This is a genomic window from Nonomuraea sp. NPDC049709, from assembly GCF_040674815.1.
Taxonomy (GTDB): domain Bacteria; phylum Actinomycetota; class Actinomycetes; order Streptosporangiales; family Streptosporangiaceae; genus Nonomuraea.
The window spans coordinates 39,537-59,779 of sequence record NZ_JBFANM010000052.1; the positions used below are offsets into that span (position 1 = coordinate 39,537).

General features: G+C 68.2%; 19 protein-coding genes. 13 read left to right on the plus strand and 6 right to left on the minus strand.

All coding sequences use genetic code 11. The features are described 5' to 3' along the window. Nucleotides 1-39 precede the first annotated feature (39 nt). Complete coding sequence (locus AB0J69_RS40445) at nt 40-471, minus strand: hypothetical protein (protein WP_364129108.1); 432 nt, start codon at nt 469-471, stop codon at nt 40-42. Further along, a complete protein-coding gene (locus tag AB0J69_RS40450; RefSeq protein ID WP_364129110.1) occupies nt 434-988 on the minus strand; it encodes a hypothetical protein in 555 nt (184 codons plus the stop codon). The genes AB0J69_RS40445 and AB0J69_RS40450 overlap by 38 nt, the downstream gene beginning before the upstream one ends. Nucleotides 989-1,569: 581 nt before the next feature. Here AB0J69_RS40450 and AB0J69_RS40455 point away from each other — a divergent pair. Then, nucleotides 1,570-3,459, plus strand: coding sequence for an NACHT domain-containing protein (locus AB0J69_RS40455; protein ID WP_364129113.1), 1,890 nt, complete (start codon nt 1,570-1,572; stop codon nt 3,457-3,459). A 77-nt stretch (nt 3,460-3,536) separates the two neighbouring features. Here AB0J69_RS40455 and AB0J69_RS40460 read toward each other — a convergent pair whose 3' ends face one another. After that, nucleotides 3,537-4,469: an inositol monophosphatase family protein gene (locus tag AB0J69_RS40460; RefSeq protein ID WP_364129116.1), complete on the minus strand. Its 933-nt coding sequence runs from the start codon at nt 4,467-4,469 to the stop codon at nt 3,537-3,539. A 19-nt stretch (nt 4,470-4,488) separates the two neighbouring features. Then, nucleotides 4,489-5,625: a hypothetical protein gene (locus AB0J69_RS40465; RefSeq protein ID WP_364129119.1), complete on the minus strand. Its 1,137-nt coding sequence runs from the start codon at nt 5,623-5,625 to the stop codon at nt 4,489-4,491. Between the two features lie 197 nt (nt 5,626-5,822). Between AB0J69_RS40465 and AB0J69_RS40470 the strand changes: the two genes are divergently transcribed. The 5 genes from AB0J69_RS40470 (at nt 5,823) to AB0J69_RS40490 (ending at nt 11,451) form a co-directional block, all read left to right on the plus strand. After that, nucleotides 5,823-6,227, plus strand: a complete 405-nt coding sequence (locus tag AB0J69_RS40470; RefSeq protein WP_364129121.1) for a hypothetical protein — start codon at nt 5,823-5,825, stop codon at nt 6,225-6,227. A gap of 330 nt (nt 6,228-6,557) precedes the next feature. Beyond that, the gene (locus tag AB0J69_RS40475) at nt 6,558-6,719 is read left to right on the plus strand and encodes a hypothetical protein (protein WP_364129124.1); all 162 of its coding nucleotides are present in this window, start codon (nt 6,558-6,560) and stop codon (nt 6,717-6,719) included. Between the two features lie 223 nt (nt 6,720-6,942). Further along, nucleotides 6,943-7,143 (plus strand): FxLD family lanthipeptide, encoded by a 201-nt coding sequence (locus AB0J69_RS40480; protein ID WP_364129126.1) that lies wholly within the window; start codon nt 6,943-6,945, stop codon nt 7,141-7,143. Between the two features lie 79 nt (nt 7,144-7,222). Continuing rightward, nucleotides 7,223-9,265 carry a lantibiotic dehydratase family protein gene (locus AB0J69_RS40485; protein WP_364129129.1) on the plus strand — a complete coding sequence of 681 codons (2,043 nt, stop codon included), beginning with the start codon at nt 7,223-7,225 and terminating at the stop codon, nt 9,263-9,265. Then, nucleotides 9,262-11,451, plus strand: coding sequence for a lanthionine synthetase LanC family protein (locus tag AB0J69_RS40490; RefSeq protein WP_364129131.1), 2,190 nt, complete (start codon nt 9,262-9,264; stop codon nt 11,449-11,451). Before AB0J69_RS40485 ends, AB0J69_RS40490 begins: the two co-directional genes overlap by 4 nt. Nucleotides 11,452-11,595: 144 nt before the next feature. Here the strand turns inward: AB0J69_RS40490 and AB0J69_RS40495 are convergent, their stop codons facing one another. After that, complete coding sequence (locus AB0J69_RS40495) at nt 11,596-11,991, minus strand: helix-turn-helix transcriptional regulator (RefSeq protein ID WP_364129134.1); 396 nt, start codon at nt 11,989-11,991, stop codon at nt 11,596-11,598. 280 nt (nt 11,992-12,271) lie between these two features. Between AB0J69_RS40495 and AB0J69_RS40500 the strand changes: the two genes are divergently transcribed. Continuing rightward, nucleotides 12,272-13,744, plus strand: coding sequence for an ATP-binding protein (locus tag AB0J69_RS40500; RefSeq protein WP_364129136.1), 1,473 nt, complete (start codon nt 12,272-12,274; stop codon nt 13,742-13,744). Nucleotides 13,745-14,443: 699 nt separating this feature from the next. Here AB0J69_RS40500 and AB0J69_RS40505 read toward each other — a convergent pair. Continuing rightward, the gene (locus AB0J69_RS40505) at nt 14,444-15,100 is read right to left on the minus strand and encodes a hypothetical protein (RefSeq protein WP_364129138.1); all 657 of its coding nucleotides are present in this window, start codon (nt 15,098-15,100) and stop codon (nt 14,444-14,446) included. 289 nt (nt 15,101-15,389) lie between these two features. Between AB0J69_RS40505 and AB0J69_RS40510 the strand changes: the two genes are divergently transcribed. The 6 genes from AB0J69_RS40510 to AB0J69_RS40535 all read left to right on the plus strand — a co-directional run bounded on the left by AB0J69_RS40510 (nt 15,390) and on the right by AB0J69_RS40535 (nt 20,240). After that, on the plus strand, nt 15,390-16,706 hold the full coding sequence (locus tag AB0J69_RS40510) for a hypothetical protein (protein ID WP_364129141.1): 1,317 nt from the start codon (nt 15,390-15,392) through the stop codon (nt 16,704-16,706). A gap of 165 nt (nt 16,707-16,871) precedes the next feature. Further along, nucleotides 16,872-17,876 carry a DUF932 domain-containing protein gene (locus tag AB0J69_RS40515; RefSeq protein WP_364129143.1) on the plus strand — a complete coding sequence of 335 codons (1,005 nt, stop codon included), beginning with the start codon at nt 16,872-16,874 and terminating at the stop codon, nt 17,874-17,876. A 201-nt stretch (nt 17,877-18,077) separates the two neighbouring features. Beyond that, complete coding sequence (locus AB0J69_RS40520) at nt 18,078-18,539, plus strand: hypothetical protein (protein WP_364129146.1); 462 nt, start codon at nt 18,078-18,080, stop codon at nt 18,537-18,539. 98 nt (nt 18,540-18,637) lie between these two features. Next, on the plus strand, nt 18,638-19,201 hold the full coding sequence (locus tag AB0J69_RS40525; RefSeq protein WP_364129148.1) for a hypothetical protein: 564 nt from the start codon (nt 18,638-18,640) through the stop codon (nt 19,199-19,201). Next, nucleotides 19,198-19,779, plus strand: coding sequence for a hypothetical protein (locus AB0J69_RS40530; protein ID WP_364129151.1), 582 nt, complete (start codon nt 19,198-19,200; stop codon nt 19,777-19,779). The genes AB0J69_RS40525 and AB0J69_RS40530 overlap by 4 nt, the downstream gene beginning before the upstream one ends. Then, nucleotides 19,776-20,240 carry a hypothetical protein gene (locus AB0J69_RS40535; RefSeq protein ID WP_364129154.1) on the plus strand — a complete coding sequence of 155 codons (465 nt, stop codon included), beginning with the start codon at nt 19,776-19,778 and terminating at the stop codon, nt 20,238-20,240. Before AB0J69_RS40530 ends, AB0J69_RS40535 begins: the two co-directional genes overlap by 4 nt. The last annotated feature ends 3 nt before the right edge of the window (nt 20,241-20,243 follow it).

Here is a 20,243-nt window from a genome sequence, read left to right on the forward strand (position 1 = left end):
GTTCACTACCGGCTGGCCACTGAACCACCGATTGTCGGATCAGCGCCGCGTAAGCGTAGGTTCGCCGCGCCACAGTTGGCGATCTCTCTCCTTCAAAGAGTTAAGACGCATGGATGAGCGTGTGGAATTCTGCGAGCGGGTTGTTGATTTCTCGCGAAGCGTCCCTTGGGGCAAGAGCGCTTCATCGCACAATGGGCCCAGCTCTTTCTCACCGAGGACGATCGCTGCGACGAGCGCTCGGCGGAGGATCGATCTGACCTGTGTGGCGGCTGCGCTCAGCTTGCGCGGGTGTGGATCGCTGCCATGGGCGATGATGCTGCGAACATTGTAGGCGTCCTTTACACAACGGAGTGTGCGCAGGCGGTCGTCGTCATCTTCGCCGATAAGGACGACGGCGCGTTGTGCCGTCCTGCGAGGGAGATCCGCGTGGTTCTCACCGCCGCCAGAAAGCAGGTTCTCGAGCGACGTCATGTAATTGAGCACCACCTGCGGGCTCGTCATCGGAGAACGTCACATCTGCGCGGTAGGCGACTATGTATGACGTGCTCAGGAACCGCAGCGCACTACGCCGGATACGGTCGTGGAGCTTGGAGCCAAGTTCCCGCTCGGTGAGCCGGGTAGTGATCTCCGTCAAGAAGCGGATCAGCCGCTCGCTGTGTCTGTTGTCCACGTGAAGCGGCCCAAGCAGGGGGACCTCGTACTCATCGCCTGGTGATAAGGAAGGCGCCCATACCTCCTGATCGACCGCGCGTAGGTTCGGCTCCTTCTTGGTGCCGGTGCCTGCTGCGCTGATCCCCTTCAGTTGGCCGTCTCCGGTCATCGAGATGTCAACCGCGATGGCCTTGTTGTGCTTCACCCCGACCAGGACCACGTCTGAGAGGTCGACGTCGGCGCTCCACGAGGACTCGGCGATGACCTTCTCCAGGAGCCGGAGGAAGATCGAGAGCATCTCCATGTATGGGTCGCCGTAGTTGAGGATCTGGCTCATGAAGTCGTAGAGCCGAACGTAGGTGGAGACGTCCTTGCGGAAGAGGTCGAGGGTGTTGAGGGTGACCTTGTCCTCCGCCTCGATCGCTGCCGCGTAGCGACGCCGGAAGTCGTGCTGGGCCGGGCTAATGGCCGCTGCTGCAACGGGCAGGCCCCGCCCGGGGGCGAATGAGGAACCCAGGCGGGGCCATAGTAGAGATGTTAATCGGAGCCCATGGGCCCTGGCCGGGATGAATGTGGCCTGAGCCAGGCGACCAGAGCTCCAGCTCCAGCCGGGGAGGTCGCTGGAGAATCTACGCCCCGGCCAAGATGCGGACCGGCCGAGATAGGAACAGAACTAAATCAGCCGGAGGCTGCCTGTGCCGCGAGACTGGCGGCGATGGATGACGGCCCTCCACGGTTTGGAAGAGTCTTCATCTCGCCGGGCCCGATCCCTTCTTCGGCCTTTCCGCTGTCACCGTAGTCGGCCCCTCTGATACGAAGAAGGCTCTAGTAGTGTCGGCTGGCGTGGTGCGCTCAGAGTCGGATTTTCGCGGGTGGTACTGGTGGGCATTGGTCGCCACGTCCGTCCTCGTGCCATTCGTGGCCATCGCAGTGGTCGTGTTCCTCGTCTCTCAAGGCCGCGAGTACGCCGACCAATGGGCCAGCATTTTTAGCTTTGTCGTCACCGCCCTCGTCGCCTCGGCGGCGATGATTGGCTGGTTACGACAGCGGGCCAAGAGCAGGGGCGATCTCGGTACGTTGGACGTGGCCGAGCCTGGGGCGGACGCTGTTGTGGCGTGTGCTGAACGGCTTGCCGCTAACGTGGAGCAGGTATGGAAGTCGGAGGAGCTGCGGCAGCGCCTCTTGGACCCGGAGCCTCTGCCCGTCACCTGGCGTACGGTCGGCCCGCCGGTCAGCGACCACTGGCGAGTCATCGGCGGCAAGGACATGCCTATCGACCTCGACGGCAGCCTGGACGACATCTATCACATGGTTCACACCAAACTACCCCGGACGCGCTTGGTCGCCCTCGGTGAACCCGGCGCAGGCAAAACTTCGCTGGTGATGCGCTTCGCCCTGGCCGGTCTGGCCGCCCGCGAGCAGGCCGACCCCGTCCCCGTCATCCTGCGGCTCTCGACGTGGACTCCCTCCAACCAGCCCGTCATTGGCTGGATCTACGCCCGCCTGGTGGAGGACTACGACTACAACTCCGCCGAACCGCTGCCTCTGGATCGGCTCCTGCTCATCTTGGACGGCCTCGACGAGATGCCCGCCCCTGAACGAGAGCAGGCTCTCATCCAGATCAACGCCGCCTTCAGCGCAAGGCATCCCCTTGTCCTGACCAGCCGTACCGCGGAGTACCTGGCCACCATCGAGTCTCATCGGGCAGACGTCCTCACGGCAGCAGCCGCCATCGAGCTCAAGCCGCTCGACGCCGCCGCCATCCGTGACTACCTGACCATCACCACGAAACCCGCCCGGCTGCCCGAATGGTCCAACGTGTTCGCCGAACTGACCGCTAACCCGGACGGCGAACTCGCCCGCGGGTTATCGACTCCGCTGGCCCTCTCCCTAGCCCGCGTGGCCTACGCCGAACGGGCGGCGGACCCCGACCACTTGCTCACCTTCACAACCAGACGCGATCTTGAGGCCCATCTTCTCGCTGAACTTGTGCCCGCCCTCTACTCCGGCTCCGTCGGCCACCGCGGGCGCGGCCCATCCGGCTACCCAAGTCGCTCCGGCCGCTCCAGCGTACGTGAGCAGCCCAGCCTCGCCTGGCGCGCGGACGCCGCGCATCGCTGGTTGTCCTTCCTGGCGCGACACTTCGGTCGGCGGGGCATCTCCTGGCCGGGACTGATCGACGTCGTGCCACCCTGGGTCTACGGCGTGCTCCTCGGCCTCCTGGCAGGACTGTGCGCCGGCACGGCCTTCGGCGTCGCAGCAGGATCCGCCGGGGGTGCCCTCCTCGGAACGGCCATGGCCATGGCCACCTTCGCTTACGTTGTCGCTAGAGAACCTCGAGAGCCGCCCCTCACGAGTGGAGCGCTATCGTGGATCGCGATATTGGCCCTCTTCGCCGTCGTCCTCGGTCTTCTCACGATGGGTGCTGATCTGAGAGCCGGTCAGGCGGTGGTCATCGCGCTAGGGGCCGCGCTCTGGCTCCAGGTGACGCTCTCCCGCGGCCTGATCGCCGTGCAGGTAGGGCTGCTTGACATGACAGTCGTGCACACGGCCGTCACCCGGCCGTCCGTCTCTCCGTACACGCTCACCCTGGCCGCCCTCGTAACCATTCTTGCTGTATCCGTCCTGTCCGCCTCTCGCCTCCGCTTCTTCTTGGCCCGCGCCATGCTCGCCACGTCCGGTCGACTGCCCTGGCGGGTGGCCACGTTTCTCAAGGACGGTCACCGGCGCGGTGCACTCAGACAAGTTGGCGACCTCTACTACTTCCGTCACGATCTCCTGAGAAAACAGCTAGCCCACAAGAAATAGCCACAACAGTGCATGAGCCGCTTTGACCGGGTCTTGTCGTACCTGGGCGGCTGACTGCGGGCGAGCACTTCGCCAGGCTAGGCGGCGTCTATGGAGCTAACGATGTCTTGAGCGAGGGCCAAGCTGGAGGCGGCCACAAACTTCTGTCGTCTGTCCATGGCCTTGTTGATATCGGTCATGCTGCCGAATTGGTAGTCCAAGGGGATGGGGTCGCCCTCAAGATCGAGGACTACGCCGCCCGCGGCGTTGAGGATGTAGTGCCCTGGCGCCAGATCCCAGACGGCGAAACCCTTGGCGAACTCAATGGTCGCGTCGGTGAAGCCGGCCGCGACGTGGCACAGGCTGACGGACCCGAAGTCGACTCCGATGCGACCACGAATGGCGCCGTCAGCGGAGGGCCGGCTCAGCGCGTTGATCAGGCGGGTCTGCCGGCCGAGCGGTTGCAGCCGTTCAGCGGGTTTCATGAGGTAGTTCGTGATGAGTGCCTCGCGCAGCCCGGCGAAGCGGCGGAGCTTCAGCTCGTATGCCTTGCCGTCCTGTGTGTAGACGAACGCCTGGTCCTTGCCGTCTTTGTCGCGGGCCGCGAGGTAGATCTGGAGGTGGTGGAAGATGTCGCCCACGACCGCGGCGATGGGGCGGGCGAGGCTGCGGGAGTACACCATGACGTGCGTATAACCGTAGAGGGCGCGGACGGCCAACTCGCTGGTGTCGAGCGGATCGACCAGGACGCATAGGTCCGGCTCTGGGTCGGCTCCGATGACTTGCGGGTCGGCCTCTTCGGAGGCGTAGACGTACGAGGGAATGATCGGAGTCAGAAGCTCCCGGTAGCGCTCATGCATCCACAGATCATGGGCGGACAGGAAGTTGTCGGAGTGGCGCAGGTTGGCAGCCTCTGATCGTTCACCTGAGAGCGCGGCCCGGATCAGGCGTGGCCGAATCTCCCCGATCACCTGAGCGACCAGCTCGGCGAGGCTCTGGGCGAGGCCGGGGAGGGTAGGAGAGGTTGTCACGACGGGACCTCCGTACTGTTCAGCGCAGCTCCAGCGGTGGCTCTATTCCTGGAGGGCTCATCGTCGCAGCGACGAACACCGCCTTGAAGTTTGCCGCTCGCATGATGCCCGCGCCGGTCAGATCGTCGAAATCACTGACGTCGAGCTTCCCCTTGGTCATCGCTCCGAACACCGCGAAGTAGATCTGCGCGCCGGGATAGTGGTTACGGATTTCTCGCGAGATGAATCCGACCACATCGGCATGCTTCACCTCAAAATCGCACAAAACGATCTCCGGGGCGTCTGGCAGCTCCGGGAACATCGACGCCTTGTCAAGGCTGAGAAACTCGCGGCTTTTGTTGCATTTGAGGTATCCGATGGGGCAGCGTCCAAATTGGGCTGATGCGAGGAAGGTGGCCATGACGAGGCCGGCCTCGTTGATCCCGAAACAGGCGTCTACATCAGTACGGCGCCCAAGGTTCTTGATCTGGTGGATGAGGCGCTCGATGCCGTAGCCGAAGGACGTCCAACTGAGGTTGAGGAGTTGGCCAGGGGCGGGGTTGGGCAAGGAGTAGACGAGTCTGTCCGGGTTGCCATATTCGACGGTTGGAGCAGCGATGATGAAATCGTGGCCCATGGTGTCGGATTCGGCCGATGTCGCTCTTGGGGCCGGTGCGGTTCCTTGCCCCTCTGCTGCCGGCGCCGTCGTGTCCGGCGGGCTTGTGGAGTTGATGGTGGCGTACCTCTTCAGCGCGAGTTGGTCTTCCACAGCCAAGCGCTCGTACGCTTCGGCGACCAGATCGCCGGGGGAGATATCCTCCTCGGCGACACCTGTGGGGCCACCTCCGTAGGCGGCGGCGAGGATCAGCAGGCTGGTGAAGCTGGGAGGAGATCCGGCCCTGCTGCGTTCACGGGCCCAGGTCTCCCACGCATTGATCGACGTACCGCCCAGGCTGGTCTGGTGGCCGGTCATCTGGTTGTACCGGACGGCGGCTTGATCCTGCGAAAGGCCACACGCATACCGGTGCGCCTGCAGGCTGCAAATGACCGGATAGCGGCGCATCAGTTCCGTAGCTGCCTTCTTGACCGATCCGGTCTCTAGCCACAATTCATTGCCGATTCGCGCCAATCGGCGCCCTCGTGCCTGCGGACTCGAGTCCTGACTCTGCTTCGACATCTCACTTCCCCCTCCCGGAAGCGCCATCAGATTACCCATTGGCATGGGTAATGGCATGTGGCTTCCGAGAATGAGCAGGTGAGGGCCGCCCAGAGACCGGGGTGATTGCAGACTTACTCCGAGGTGTAAGAGATCCGCACCCGTGGCTACTGTCAATTGTCATGCCGCTGGCACAGCAACCGCTTCGGAGACTCCCGATGACCAAGCATGATGTAGAAGCCACAAGCCCCAACCGCCTCGCCGTTCGCCGAGTGGCCCGGTCGACCACGGTCCAGATGTGCGACCTGATCGACCCTGAGGACATTGCGACGATGGGTCCCAAATGCTGGCTTGATCTCCTGCACGACATTCGGAACGACAAGCTCCGCCTACAGCTGGACGGTGAGAACATCATCATCGAGATCCACGATGCGGCCGCAGGTCAAAGCCCCCACCTGGTGCGCACCACCAAGCGGGCGTACACCGAATTCCAGAAGGCCGCCGTAGATGGCCGATTCGATGGGTTGAAGCCTGCGCCGTTCGGCCTGGGGTTCGGCCCGTGGATCTGGGCCGAGAGTGTCGTGGAGGAGGCGGTGGCCAAGGCTCTGGACGGAGTCGCATGAGCTACCCCCGGGTCGGGTTCCGACAGGGACTCGCCGGGGTGGTTCACCGGAACTACTCAGACAGCGGGGCTCTCGGCCGCGCCTGCCCCGCAGTGGAGAAGGTCACGCCCCCTCCAAGCTGGTGACCTGCCAGCCGAGAACCCCCCATGAAGACAGCCCGGGCTGAGACATCGGTGCGACGCGACTCCACAGGTCCGTACCACAGCCGGGGCGTAGGTCCCCAGCGACTCTTCCCGTGGGCTGGGGCCGGGGCTCTGGCCGTCCTTCCGCATGCCCGTGCAGATCGGCCAGAGCTCCGTACACATTCCGCTTCGACACGAGGGAGTAACGATGGCAGCCGAGACCGCCCCCGAGACGGTTGCTGTCGAGCCCGAGACCGAGGACGCCACCGAGGCCCTTCAGGCCCAGGAGGAGTTCGAGGCCGAGGCCGCGCTGAGAGCTCGGTCAGGTCAGTCGGCAACTCGCCAGCCATCGCCGCAAGGAGGGACTTGAGCTCTTTACCCAGACTTCGAGATCTCCTACATCGCGAGGTCAGGCAAGGCCGGCCCGGCTGAGGAGACCCCCGGAGGCATCGCATACCTCAAGGCGCAGACAAGGCGCCAGGCCATCAAGAGGAGCAGCGTGGCCCGGCCCGAACCCCCATTCGCGCTACCCGCTGGAGCCGGCCGCTCTCCCTCCCTTCAAGAACACCAACACAGGACAGGAGCAGAAGCCAATGAGCACTCCAACCATCGAGCAGGGCATCGAACAGGGCATCGAACAGGTGACCGCCGTCGCCAGCGCGGAAGCAGCGTTCGACCCGTTCAACCTCGACATCAAGCTCACGGAGAACACCCCGGCGGCCAACACGTCGCTGAGGTGCGGCACCGGCGACACATGCGGGAGCTCCTGCCCGAGCGCCTGCACCACGTCATAACCCCACCGGCCCGGGTCCCTCTCGACGAATCTGGGCCTTCCGCCCTTCCCAGACGGTGAGCAGGAACGGAGTGAACACGATGACGCGGACGCGGATCAGACGGTATCGGCGCACCGGCGCCGGGATGCTGCGCGCCACGGTGCATCTGTCTCCTCCTACGCTTCCGGATTGGCCGAAAGCTGGCTGCTCGATCGAGCAGTGGCGGTCGTGGCTGTCCCCGGTGTGGGCGGATGAGTCCTTCCGGCAGGCGGTCACCCATGCCAGTCCGGACCTGGCCCGCCAGGTCCGGGCCGTGCTCGACGGGCAGGTGGACAACCCCCGCCGGGCCCGACGCGCTGCGCTTGCCGTCGCGCGATACGCCCTGCGTTACGCGCACCGCTCCACACCGTTCGGCTTGTTCGCCGGTGTCGCCCTGGTCGAGTTTGGCGACAGGTCCCTCGTGCACGTCGGGGAGGCGCACGAGGCCGTCACCCGGCCCGACCCCGCAGCCCTGGACGCGGCGATCACCGCGTGGGAGACCGGCGGAGAACGGGAACGGATGGCCGACGTTGAGGTGTGCGTCAACAACCTCGCCCGCGTGCGCGACGGCCGCGTCCATGTTCCGGCCGAGGGCGCGGACGAGTTCTCCTTGGCATTGACGGCGGCGGTGGAGCTGGTGCTGCAGGCGGCCGGCTCTCCGATTCCGCATGCGGCCCTGCTGGGAAAGCTCGCCGCCGAGTTCCCGCACGTCGAGCCCTGCCGCCGGGCCGAGCTGGTCGCTGAGCTGCTGCGCACGCGTCTGCTGCGCTCCCGGCTGCGTGCCGCCGCCACCGTCACCGACCCGGCCGCCGTCCTACCGCCCGCACTCCTTGGCACGTGCGAACGCACAGCGGTGGACGTGCGGTTGGACGCCGAAGTGCGGCTGCCCGAAACGGTCGCGGTCGAGATGGAGACCGCGGCGACCGTGCTGGCTCGGCTCGCGACCCATCCCGCCGGTACGCCGGCCTGGCGGCGCTACGCCGAGCGGTTCCTCGACCGCTTCGGCGAGGGGAGCGAGGTGCCCGTGGAGCAGCTCACCGACCCCGGTAGCGGATTGGGGTTGCCGGATGGGTTCGGCCTGCCGTCGGAGCCGCCGCGACCGATGTCGCGCCGCGACCGGCTGCTGCTGGACCTCGCCGGGATGGCCGCCATCGAGAGCAACCGGCCGGTGATCTTGTCGGAGGCGATGGTCGAGGACCTGGAAGCCGCCGCGGCCGAGCCGTTCACCAACCTCGCGCCCGCGCCCCACTTCGAGCTGTGCGCCCAGGTTCAGGCCCGCTCGATCTCCGCTCTCGACGCGGGCGACTTCCGGCTGCGGGTCCATACCGTCTCCCGCGCGGCAGGCGCCATGTCCGGACGGTTCTGGCATCTGCTGCCGGACCTGGCCGCGGGGTATGCCGCCCTGCCCACCGTCGCGCCCGGCGCGGTGCCGGCGCAGTTGTCGTTCCACCCCACGCGGGCCGAGGCCGACTTGCTCACGCGGGCACCACACGTCGTGCCGAAGCTGGTCAGTGTCGGCGAGTACCGAGACAGCGGGCAACAGGACGTGCTGCATCCGCGCGATCTGGTCGTCGGCGCCCGGGACGGCCACCTGTATCTGGCGGTGGCCGCGACCGGGGAACGCCTGGAGCTGCTGGCACCCACGGCGATCAACTTCCTCTGGAACAACTACACCCCGCCGCTGGTCCGGTTCCTGGCCGAGATCAGCCGCGCCGCCACCGCGCAGGTGACGTGGTTCGACTGGGGCGCCGCGTGGACGTTGCCGTTCACCCCGGCCCTGCACTACCGGCGCACCGTCCTGGTTGCCGCCCGCTGGCAGCTCTACGCTCGGACGCTGCCCGGCCGTACGGCCCACCTGCAGGAGTGGGCCGAGCGGCTGCAGGCCTGGCGCTGCCGTGCCGGGGTGCCTGAGCGGGTGCTTCTGGCCGTCGATGACCAGCATCTGCCGCTGGACCTGACGCGGGAGATGGACGTGGACCTGCTGCGCGCGCACCTGGGCGGGACGCCGGTCGCGGTGTTGTTCGAGGCGCCGCCGCCGGATGCCGATGGGTGGATCGACGGGCGGGCGCACAGCATGGTCGTCTCGCTGGAGTCGAGGCGGTGAGCGCCGTCGCGACGCAGGCACTGGCTGAGGGCGCGCTCGGGGCGGCGCTGCTGCACATCGAGCGCGCCGACCTCGCCACGGCGCGCCGTCTGCTGCAGGAGGCGGTCGCCGGCGGGGTCAGTACCGGGTCCAACGCCAGCCTGTATCACGGCGCCCCGGCCCTGGAGTTCGTTCTCGGCCGTGCCGGCCGCGTCGATCGCGGGGTTCAGGCAGGCGTCGACCGGGTCGTGGCCGCCCGCCTGGCCACCGCCCGCCGGCGACGGCTGGCCCGGCACTTGCCAACACTCGCCGAATTCGACCTCATCCGCGGACTGACCGGGCTGGGAGCACTCCTGTTGGCCCGCCCCAGCCCCTCGCCGCTGCTCGAAGACATCCTGGACCATCTGGTGTCGTTGGCATGCCCGGTCGAAGCTGAGGGCCGGGTGTTGCCCGGGTGGTGGTCGCCGGACAGCCCCTCACACGAGGTGGACATCCTCGGCGGTCACGGCAACAACGGCGTCGCACACGGTATCGCCGGGCCGCTGACACTGCTGTCCCTGGCCGCCCGCCGCAGCATCCGCGTCGACGGCCAGAGCAGCGCCATCACCACGTTCGCGACCTGGCTGGAGCAGTTCGGCAGCTCCTACTGGATCACCGTTGACCAGCTCGCCGCCGGCGAGCCTTCGCGGGTGCCGCCGCTGCGGCCGTCCTGGTGCTACGGGGACCTGGGGATCGCCCGCGCCCTGCAGCTGGCCGCGCTCGCGCACGGCGATCCCGCTCGTGGGCAGAAGGCCGAGGACATCGCCCTGGCGGCCCTTGCCGACGCAGACCGTCTGGATCGGGTGAGCGATGCCTCCCTCTGCCACGGCTGGGCCGGAATCCTGACCGTCACCACCGCCCTCGCCGCCGACAGCGCCACCCCCGACCCACGCCCGCCTCGGCGTGATGCCCGAGTGAGTCCGGCCGCTCCGTCGTTGCCCTCTCCGTCACCTGCGTGGACTCGATCATCTCCGTCGCCTACGGCGACTGGCGGTGAAGGCCCTGCGCAGAGGCAGCGCGTAGAGAGTTCGTCTCATGTGGGGCGGCCGCTCGGCGCTGCGCTGGTGTTCGGGCTGGTGATCATGCTGCTGGGCGCCGCGCTGATCGTCCGCCAGCGCTTTCGGCCGGGCTTGGCGGTTGGGGGCTCTTCGGGAGGCCCTGCTGGCAGGCGCTCTGCTGGCAGTGGAGACAGAGACATGGTGACTGCTGTCTCGGCGGAGGCGCCGTTGATAGACCCCGCGGTGGCGGGGTTCGTTGCTGGTGACTGCCGCACCGAGGAAGCAGATGGGAACGCCGAAGGGGAGGCGGAAGTCGATGTGCCTCGGTCGGGCAAGACCGAGGCAGACGCTGGCGAGATGGGCATCGCTGAGCCGGAGGGGGCGGCAGTAGCCTCTTCTTCCGCGGCGCTGATGGCGTCCGGGTTCGTGGCGGCGCCGGGGAAGGCAAAGGCCGAGGTGCTGGGGGTGCCGCGGTTGTCGTACGGCGGGGCGGAGGTCTCTTTCGGTCGTACGGTGGCGTCCGACCTGTTCGCGTTGCTGTCGACTTCGCCGGAAGGGTTTTCGACGCAGAGCATCATCGACTCTCTGTGGCCGGGCGATGGTGATCGCGGCAGTCGCCTGTTGGAGTCGGCGGTGCGGCAGCTCAATCAGGTGATGCGGCAGGCGTCTGGTCTTGCGGCGGGGGTGAAGTTCGTGGTGAAGGCCAGGCAGCGGCGGCAGTTGGCGGCGGCCTATTTCGATGTGGATTATTGGCGTTTTGAGGAGGCCTTCGTTCGGGCGGGCACCGCGAAGGAGGAACCGGCTCGGCTCGCTGCGTTGTCCGAGATGCTGGATTTGTATCGGGGGCCGTTGCTTGCTGGGCGTGATGCTTTGTGGGTGCTTCCCCTGCGCCAGGCGGCACAGACCCAGGCTGTCGATGCCGCCGCTCGGCTGGCTGAGTCGCGGCGCAAGGCTGACCCGGATCGCGCGCTGGATGCGCTCATGCTGGCGGTGGAGCGTATCGACCCGTACAGCGAGATGTTGTGGTGTCAGTTGATGACGATTCAGGGTGAGCTGGGCCGTCAGCTTGCCGTGCGGCGCTCGTTCGGGCTGTTGAAAGACCGGCTGGCGGAGATTGATGCGATGCCGAGCCGGCAGGCCCGGCAGGTTTACGAGCGGTTCGTGCGTTAGCCAGGGGCTGAGGGCGGCGAGCTGTCGGCGTACTTTCTGGTGTGCAGGAGCGAGCACGAGCTCGGTCATGAACCGGTTCTGCTCTTGAGCGTGTTCGCCGGCACGAGCGGGCGATCGTGAGGCCCTGATCGTGCGACCAGGGCTCTACTGGCTGTCTCCTCGGCGGAGGGTGTGCTGGTCGTGCGGGGTGTAGGTGGCCAGCATGGCGGGGGTGAGCAGGTTGGCGGGATGGGTGCCGTAGATGCGGGCCAGAAGGCGCAAGGTGTGGACGGAGGGGCGTCGACCTGTCTCGGGCCAGGTCTCGTGGTCGTAGAGGCGGGATTCCCGTAGTCCTGGGCTGGTGGTGTCGGCGAGCCGGTGGAAGGCGTTGACCGTTTGCGCTGCGGTGAGGCCGGCGGCGTGGCGGTAGAGGCGTAGTGGGGTGGCGGGGTGGTCGAGGGCGAGGATGGTGACGATCTGGTCGATGGTGAAGCCGTGCTGGCGTAGGTATCGGCCGCGGCGGCGGCAGTCGAGGAGTGTCTGGTAGCCAGTGCTGGACATGCGGTGAGATGTCCTTTCCGTTCTGGTTGTGGCGGTGTGTCGCCCCAGTGGGTGCGGGGTCGAAGGACGGTAGGCGGGCTGGGCCGAGGGGTTCAAGCTCCTGCGTGGGGTGATCGCGGGGGATGGTGCGGATGTCTGGTGGGCGTGTGGGCGGCGTTGGTGCTGGTCGGCGCGGTACAGGGGTGGGTTTCGGGTTGGGGGTGTGATTCGGGCGGCGAGGTGAGTGATGGTGCTGGCCGTTCCCGGATGCGCCGGGGCGTGACCGGAAGGGACAGTCAGCATGGATCACCGCACGCAGCACATCTCAGCCGAGCCGAGCCGCCCTCTCGGACTGCGGACGCCCCGGCAGCCGCTGGGGGAGGAGTTTCCGGATCTGGCGCCGGGGCTGGTGATGTCGACGTTCCATTCCCAGCAGGTGTGGGGTGGGATGGCGTGGCGGCAGGCGTTTCCAGGGCGGGGGGATCAGTCGGCTCCCGCGCGCCGCATGGTGGGGTGGTTGCTGGCCGACACCGGCCGGAGAGGGGATGCGGAGTGGGCGACGGCCGAGCTGGTCAGCAACACATTGCGGCACTCGCGTTCGGGGCAGGCACGGGGGTTCTTCGTGGTGGAGGTGCTGCGCGGTGCGGACGTGGCGCGCATCGTGGTCTATGACCTGGGCGGAGGCGCGATTCCGGACTTCTCTCAGACGCCGGGCTCGGTGCCGGTGTTGGCCGAGCACGGGCGCGGGCTGGCCGGAGTGGCACAGCTGGCGATCCGGTACGGCGTTGCGGGTGATCCGAGCACGGGGCACGCGGTGTGGGCGGAACTGGCCCTGTCCGCGGAAGTGGTTCTGGCTGTCCCAGCCGGTGATGCGGCCGTTGCTGGCGAGGGAGAGCCGAAGCCGGGGGGTTCGCACGAGCTGATGCCGATCACCTCCGGGGTGGCCACGAAGGAACTGGGGCGCGTGGTCACCGGTGTCGGTCCCTCGCCGGTGGACTGCGGAGGAACGTCCGGTGATCTGGTGGCTGGCCTGGATCGCTCCCTGTTTGGGGAGGGGGCGTTGGGCCAGGAGGTGGACCAGGTGTCGGCGTTCGGTCAGGAGCCGTGGGCGCAGCTGGCGCTGGCCGGGCTGCGCCGGGACTGGCCCGATTGGGCCTTCCTGGTGGTGCGGTATCGCTGGCTCGCGATGCGCGGCCCGCAGGTCGTGATCAGCGCGGCTGGTCCGGAGGAGCTGCGTCAGGCCCTGCCACCGATCCCGCGCAACCCCATCCCGGCCGAGGGCGGTTCGGCTGCATCTCCATCTGTATTGGAAGAACACGCTGCGGCGGAGCCGGCCCCACCGGTGCCGACCTTGTCCGAACTGCTGGGGACGCAGCCATATGAGGGCCGGACGGGGCCGGGCACGTCATCGCCACCGGCGTCAGCGTCGGCGTGGGGGGCGGGCATGGGCGGGGTACACGGGGGAGAGGGTGCCGGGACGGGGCTGAGCGGCATGCTGGTTGCGGTTGCGCCGTCGTCAGCGGTGGTGGCCGCCGAACGGTCTGGGACGGGCACATGGGCGGTTGTCAACGCTGGTCCACCGCGGGTGACGTGGTGGCCGCACGGGTGGCCGGTGTGGCGGCGGGGCAGTGGCCGGGGCCGCTCGCGGGCAGGAGCACGAGTTCCTGAAGGCGGCCGCGGTGCTGGCCTGAGCGGGCTACCTGGTGAGAGCGGGCCCCGTCATCGCCGGGTTCGGTCGAAGCCCCTCGCAGTGGCCGCCGTCATCGCCGCCTGAGGCCGGGCATCGTCGGCGTGATGCTGGGCTTGACACCTGGGGCGCAGATGGGTGTCGATACCGGTCCGTCCGCCCGGCGTGGAGCGGGCGCTGGACGGATGGACGGGACCCGAGAGGGTCCCCTCTGTGGCGAGGCGGCCCGCCGCCTGAGACGGGCAGACGACCGGCGGTCCATGCGGAGTGTTGCGTTCGCTGTTGCGGGTTCATGGGCGGGGTGTTGTTCGGTGTTGTCTTCGGTGTCGCGTTTTGTTGTCGCGTTCGGTGTCGCCGCTGAGAGCGCCTCACCCGTCGATGCGTCGTTTGCTCAGGTCAGACGGGTCTCGGCTGTTGCGATGGCCGCCCCGAATCGCCTTAAGGCGACTCCTGGAATATGTGTGCGGGTACGTTGGCGTGCTGCGTGGTCCTACGCCGGCGTGGTCCCCTTCATCGGCTGCCTTCCCGTCTCATCTTGCTGAACTTCGAGCTGGGGCGCGCTGACGGGTGGTCGGCTGGGCCGGCCCTGGTGAGGCTCTTGCCGAGAAGGTCCTGGGCGAGCAGGTTCTTCCCGCCGTCCGCCGTCCGCCGTCCGCCCGCGTGATCAGGTGTGGTGGGCGCTATACGCGGGCATGGGCGGGGCCCCGGCGCCGCTGTAGAGCGGTGCCGAGGCCGGTTGGTGTGTTGTGGGGGCTGGGTTAGGCGCGGGTGGGCGTGTCGGCCATGTCAGCGCCATCCATGCCGTCTACGCCGCTCGTGGTGGGGGTGGGCGGGTGGATGGCGAGGTGGGTGGTGATCAGTGCGGCCACCTCGGCGGGCGGGGTGTCGGCGGGTAGTTGGGTGGCGGGAACGGGTGCGTTGAGGGGACTGGTCGCCGGTACGGGGTTGCGGGCCGGTCAGCGTGATCGTGATGGGGGCGATCGCGTCGCGGTAGCACGGCATGGTGACCGTGGCGGTCGCGCCGGTGGGGGCGATCCGGTAGTCGGTGGTGATCTGGTGGCCATCAGGGGCGGGGTGACTGTCCTGGCGGCGGTGGATGCCGTGGGGGCGTAGGGCGGTGGTGTAGGGGCCGGTGACGGCCATCATCTTCTTGAGGGTGTGCTGCCATGGGCTGAGGCGGGTGCGGGCCTGGCCGGTGATGTCGGCGGCGATGGTGGCGGAGTCGGCCGGTTGGCCACGCCGGGCGTGCGCGTCGTGGATGGCGGTGAGGCCGTCCCAGTAGATGATCTCGAAGACGGCCCCATGGTCGGCGATATCGGCGGGGGCGGCGAACACGTCGTGTCCGTCCCACATGAGCGCCCATCCGGGGCCGGTGGCCATCAGGCCGCGTAGGTGTGCGGCGTCCACGGTGATGTCGTCGGTGACGGTGATTGCTGGCGTCATCGGCAGGCCCTTTCGTTTCCCCCGGTGTGTTTGTCGGCGGCGGTTCATCGCCTAATTCCATGGACGCTCGATCGCGTATGAATGTCAACCGGGACGCGGCTTTATCTGCGAAGTTCTACTCGTCGGGAATCGGGCAATTGGGTGTCGTTTACCGTCGTCCGGTGAAATACGTGAAAAGCTGGGCCGGCCGCTGATGTCAAGCCGATATGGCGAGCCACTTGCGAGATGTTTTCGCAGATCGACGGTCGATTTTTTGGGTAAGCCTTCCCAGCCGTTGCGGTGATGGAAATTGTTCCCGGATCGGCTTGCCAGGCGTTTGTTATGCGAGGGATGGTCGTCGCACAAACAAAACACCGGCCCGGAACGGGGCCGGGAAACGCGACCGGAAGGGCATTGCATCATGGCTATCACCGCACCGGAAAACACCACCGCCGAAAACATCGCCACCGACACGGACGACGCCATTAACAACGCGGCCGCCACCGCCCCGGCCGCCGACGCCGCGCCGGTGGCGGCCCCTGACGGCCCCGCCACCGCCGCCCCGGACATCGACCCCACGACGGGCGCCGATGCCCGTGAGGGGGCGGTGTGGGCGGCGCTGAACGCCGAGCCGGGCGCATCGGCCACGGTGATCGGGGCGGCGGCCGGGCTGAGCCGGATGGTAGCGGGCAAGATCCTCAACCAGCTCGAAGCCGACGGGCGCGCCCGCCGCGAGCCGGGCATGAACGACGGTCAGGCGCGGGGCCGCACCGCTGACCGGTGGTACCCGATCACCGCCGACACCACCGACCCGGAGACGTCCGTCTCGGACGCCCCGGATGTCGAAACGCCGAGCACGGCGCCCGCCGTGCCCGACCCTGACACCCCCGAGGGTGACGCCGTGCCCGCCTCGGATGAGGAAACCCTTCCGACCGCCATCGATCCGGCCGATCCCACTCCGGTGGCCGAGCCGACCGACGAAGAGCCTCTGATCGAGGAGGCGCATGGTCAGCCGGAGGGTCTAACGGGCGACGAAGCGCCCAGTGAGGGCCCGGACCGGACCCACAGCGAACTCATCTCGGTTCCCGACGCTAATGCGTGCGAGCCGGTGTCTGAGCCGGTGGCGGATGATCCGGAGTGGGCACGGGTGCGGGCCGAGCTGGCGGAACTGAGCGATCTGCTCGGCGGGGTCGCCCTGGCAAAAGACGAGGGGAACGCCGTGATGGCGTTGGGGTGCCTGGAGATGGCGATGGCGAGGGTCGCCTCGGTGCACCGTAACGCGCGGGCGGTGTTGACCGGTATCGACGCCGCCCCGGCCCGCGCCGGGACCGCTGTCCGGTCGGGCACCAGTAGCGGCACGGCCGGTGGGGTGCGGCCGGGGGCATTGCGGGACCGGGTACACGCGCACCTGACCGAGTACCCGGACAAGGACTTCACCCCGTATGAGATCGGGAAGGTGCTGGACGCCTCCTCCGGTGCGGCGGCCAACGCGTTGGACCGGCTCGTCAACCTCGGTCACGCGGTGCTGACCTGTGAGCGGCCCCGCCGGTTCGCCCTCGCCCCCACCAACAACCCCACCGGGGCCCCGTCCACGCACGCTGAGGGCGCGGACACCTACACCGGCTGAGCCCGGGTCCGGGCGGGCCACCCATACCGGCCCGCCCCGGCCCAAACCATCGATCACCGGTCCACCGGCCCCGACGCTGAGGACCAGACCCGACCACCGCATCCGTCATCGCGTCTGTTTCGCATGCCCGCACAGCAGAACAACCCGCATCAGAAAGGCACTGTCATGGCTCACGAAATCGAGATCTTCGCCAACGGTTCGGCCGGATTCGCCGCCGCCGGTAAGCCCGGCTGGCACGGGCTCGGCTACACCGCGCCCGGCCCGATGACCGCCGAGGACCTGCTGTCCCACGCCCAGCTCGCCGGGTGGAACGTGCGCAAAGTACCGGTCTGCCAGGTCACCGACCCGGTCACCGGACAGCCCGTCACCACGGACGAGGACTTCCTCGTGGTGCGCACCAACCCCGTCACCGGAGAGCCCGAACGGCTCGGCCGTGTCGGCAAAGAGTACGAGGTGCTGCAGAACGAAGACGTCACCGCGTTCCTGCAGACCCTCGTGGACGAATCCGGGGCGGTGTTCGACACCGGCGGATCGCTGAACAACGGGCGAAGGATCTTCGTCACCATGCGCCTGCCCGAGCCGCTCATGGTCGGCGGGTTCGATCAGGTCGACCTGTACCTGGCGGCGTTTTCCCGGCATGACGGGTGGGGGTCGTTCGTCACCGTGGCGACCCCGGTCCGGGTGGTGTGCGCCAACACCGAACGAGCCGCGCTGGCCCATCACGCCTCGAAGTTCACTGTCCGGCACACCGGCCGGATGGCCGGGCGCATCGCCGAGGCACGCGAGGCGCTGCAACTGACGTGGCGGCACGGTCAGGCGTTCGCCGCCGAAGCCGAAAAGCTCCTCGCGGTGCCGATGGATGTGAAGGAGTTCCGGCAGTTCGCCGCCCGCCTGCACCCCCTGCCGTCCGACGCGAAAGAGCTGGCCAAGCGCAATCACGACCTGACCATGCGGGATTTGGAGTACCTGTTCGCACAGGCGCCGACTCAGGAGCCGATCCGCAACACGCGGTGGGCGGCGTACAACGCGGTGACCGAGCGGCTGGACCACAAGAGCCCGGTGTTCGGCAGCCGCGATGTGGCGACCGTGCGGGCGGAGCGGGCGCTGCTGGATGACCACGACAACGCCAAGCTCAAGGCGCGCGCGTTCCGGCTCCTGGCCACCGCCTGACCCCCAGTCCCCGGCATCCGGTGCGGCCCGTTCCGGGGCCGTACCGGACACACACCGGCCCGATCCCCGGAACCCGCTGCACAGACCGCCCGCCCTAACCCCGGCGGCGCCCGGCCGACGGCGGCCCCCGGCCGGGGCTGCCCGATCGGCCGACCCCGCCCACCCCGCGTACGTCAGCGACCGATTACGAAGGAGATCGTCATGGGACGACTCGAAGACCTGGCCATTCACCACGCCACCGCCGCCCGGTGGGAACTCGGCGAGGCGCTCAACCGCATCGCCAGCCTGGACGACGAGGGCACGTTGCACGACAAGGACCTGGGCCGCATCGCCTACGCCTACCAGCGGATGACGTGGTGGCAGCAGGTCACCGACCTCACCCACGGCCGCGAGGAGAGCGTTGACGGCGCGACCGCACTGCTCACCGTGCGGCAACGGGCCCAGGACCTGCTGATCAACGCCCGCCCGGTGAACAACGGCGGCTTGTTCGCCCTGGCGATGGCCGAATGCCGCAGGGGCGGCGCGCGCGCCTTTCTCGACGCGACCGAGAAACTCGTCGACGCGCTGGCCCTCCTCACCGATCACGACACCCGCCCGGCCGACGAGACCACGCCAGCCACGCCCGCGACCGAGCAGGCCCCGGGAGAGGGGCGCCGTCCATGACGCCATGCACCGGGGCGGCGTCGAGCTGCCGATCAGGCGGCCACCCCATGACCCTCATCCCTCACCAGCCCTGTCACTCAGCGAAAGGACAGCACCCGATGGATGACCCCTACCAGCCCGACCCCCTGCCGCCGCCCCGTCCGCCCAGCAGCATCACCCCCGCGCAGGACACCACCACCACCGGCCAGAACGACCAGGCGTGGCCCTCGTGCGATCAGCTGACCACCGAGAAGATCACCGCCACCCGCCACGCCTGCTACACAGCGGCAGCCAAAGCGATCTTCGCCTTGCAGAACGGGCAACGCCTGACCGGCGAGCAGCTGTTCGTCACCGTCCACGCCCAGGCATCACGCGCCTGGTGGGATCTGGTGGAGGAGGAGATCACCGGGAAGGAGCTGACCTCCGATCACGCGGTACGGCGGGTGCGCTCCTGGGCCCGCCACTACCTCACCGGGGAACCTCCAGCCGCCCGGCCGGGCACGTTGTTCGATCACGCCCTCGCCCACGCCGCCCGCATGGCCGCCCGCGACTTCCTCAGCGACAGCGGCCACCTGCTCACCCAGCACCTCATCCACCAGGCAGCCAACCCGGTCACGGCCACGGCCGCCGACCACGACCACTCCGACGGCTCGGCCGCAACGACGACGCCCGTAGCGCCATGACCGAGCAGCCGACCGCGCGAGCGCATCCCGGCGCTGGCAACACCCCCGAAGGAAAGGACACCAAGGTCATGAAAAACTCCCCGCCGCATCCTGCTACCGGCGCACCACCCGACGGAGTCCCGGGCCGACTGGAGGCGATCACCGAGCATGCCCGCAGCGTCCGCCAGCATCACACCGATGACCTGTTCCGGCGTCTTGGCCGGGGCGAGCGGCTGACCGCCGAGCAGATCTACGACATCCTGTATGCGCAGACCCTCTGCACGTGGTGGCATCTGGTGGCCCGGCACCTTGAATACGCCGACGGCGGCGGCCTGCGCCCAGCTCAGGCCATCGCCAGGTTCATCTCCTGGATCGCCCCCTACGCCAACAACCCCACCCCTCCCGAACCCGCGATGCCCGCACCGGCGCCCAGGGTGGACAGCGAGCGCGAACTCGCCCTCGACCACCTCAACCGCAGCCTGGCACTCATCCGGCAAGACGCCGCCCGCACCTTCCTCGCCCAAGCCGAGACACTCGCGCCGGCCTGCTCCCGCCAGCAGACCCCCAGTGCTTCGACCGGGCAGGAGGCCACGGCATGACCCACCCCCACCCCCACTGCACTGGCACCAGCGAGCCCACGGCCCTCGCTCCCGAGTATCCGGCCACGAACGGGCCGGAGCCGAAGCGGACGGATCGATCTCGTCTGGAGTTCTTCCAGATGCTCGGCTGGAGCTGGGACATCACCGCCGCCAAGAAGCTCACTCAGGGCCGGGCCCCGGAGGGGGTGATCGTGACCGAATGGTGGGCGGCCATGCTCAACCTGGTCGCCATCGACGCCGAGCACGCGGCCCAGGTGGATCTGTCCGAGCCGCTGATCGCGGCCACAGTCCCGACCGGCGGCATCCTGATCATCGACGGTTGGCACCGCCTGTGCAAGGCCGTGACCATCGGCCTTCCTGAGCTGCCCGCCGTGGTGCTCACCGCCGAGGAGGAACGCGCCTGCCGCATCTGCGGCGGAGAAGAGCTGGTAGCGGAGGAGGACATGGCCGGTAGCGCCTGAACC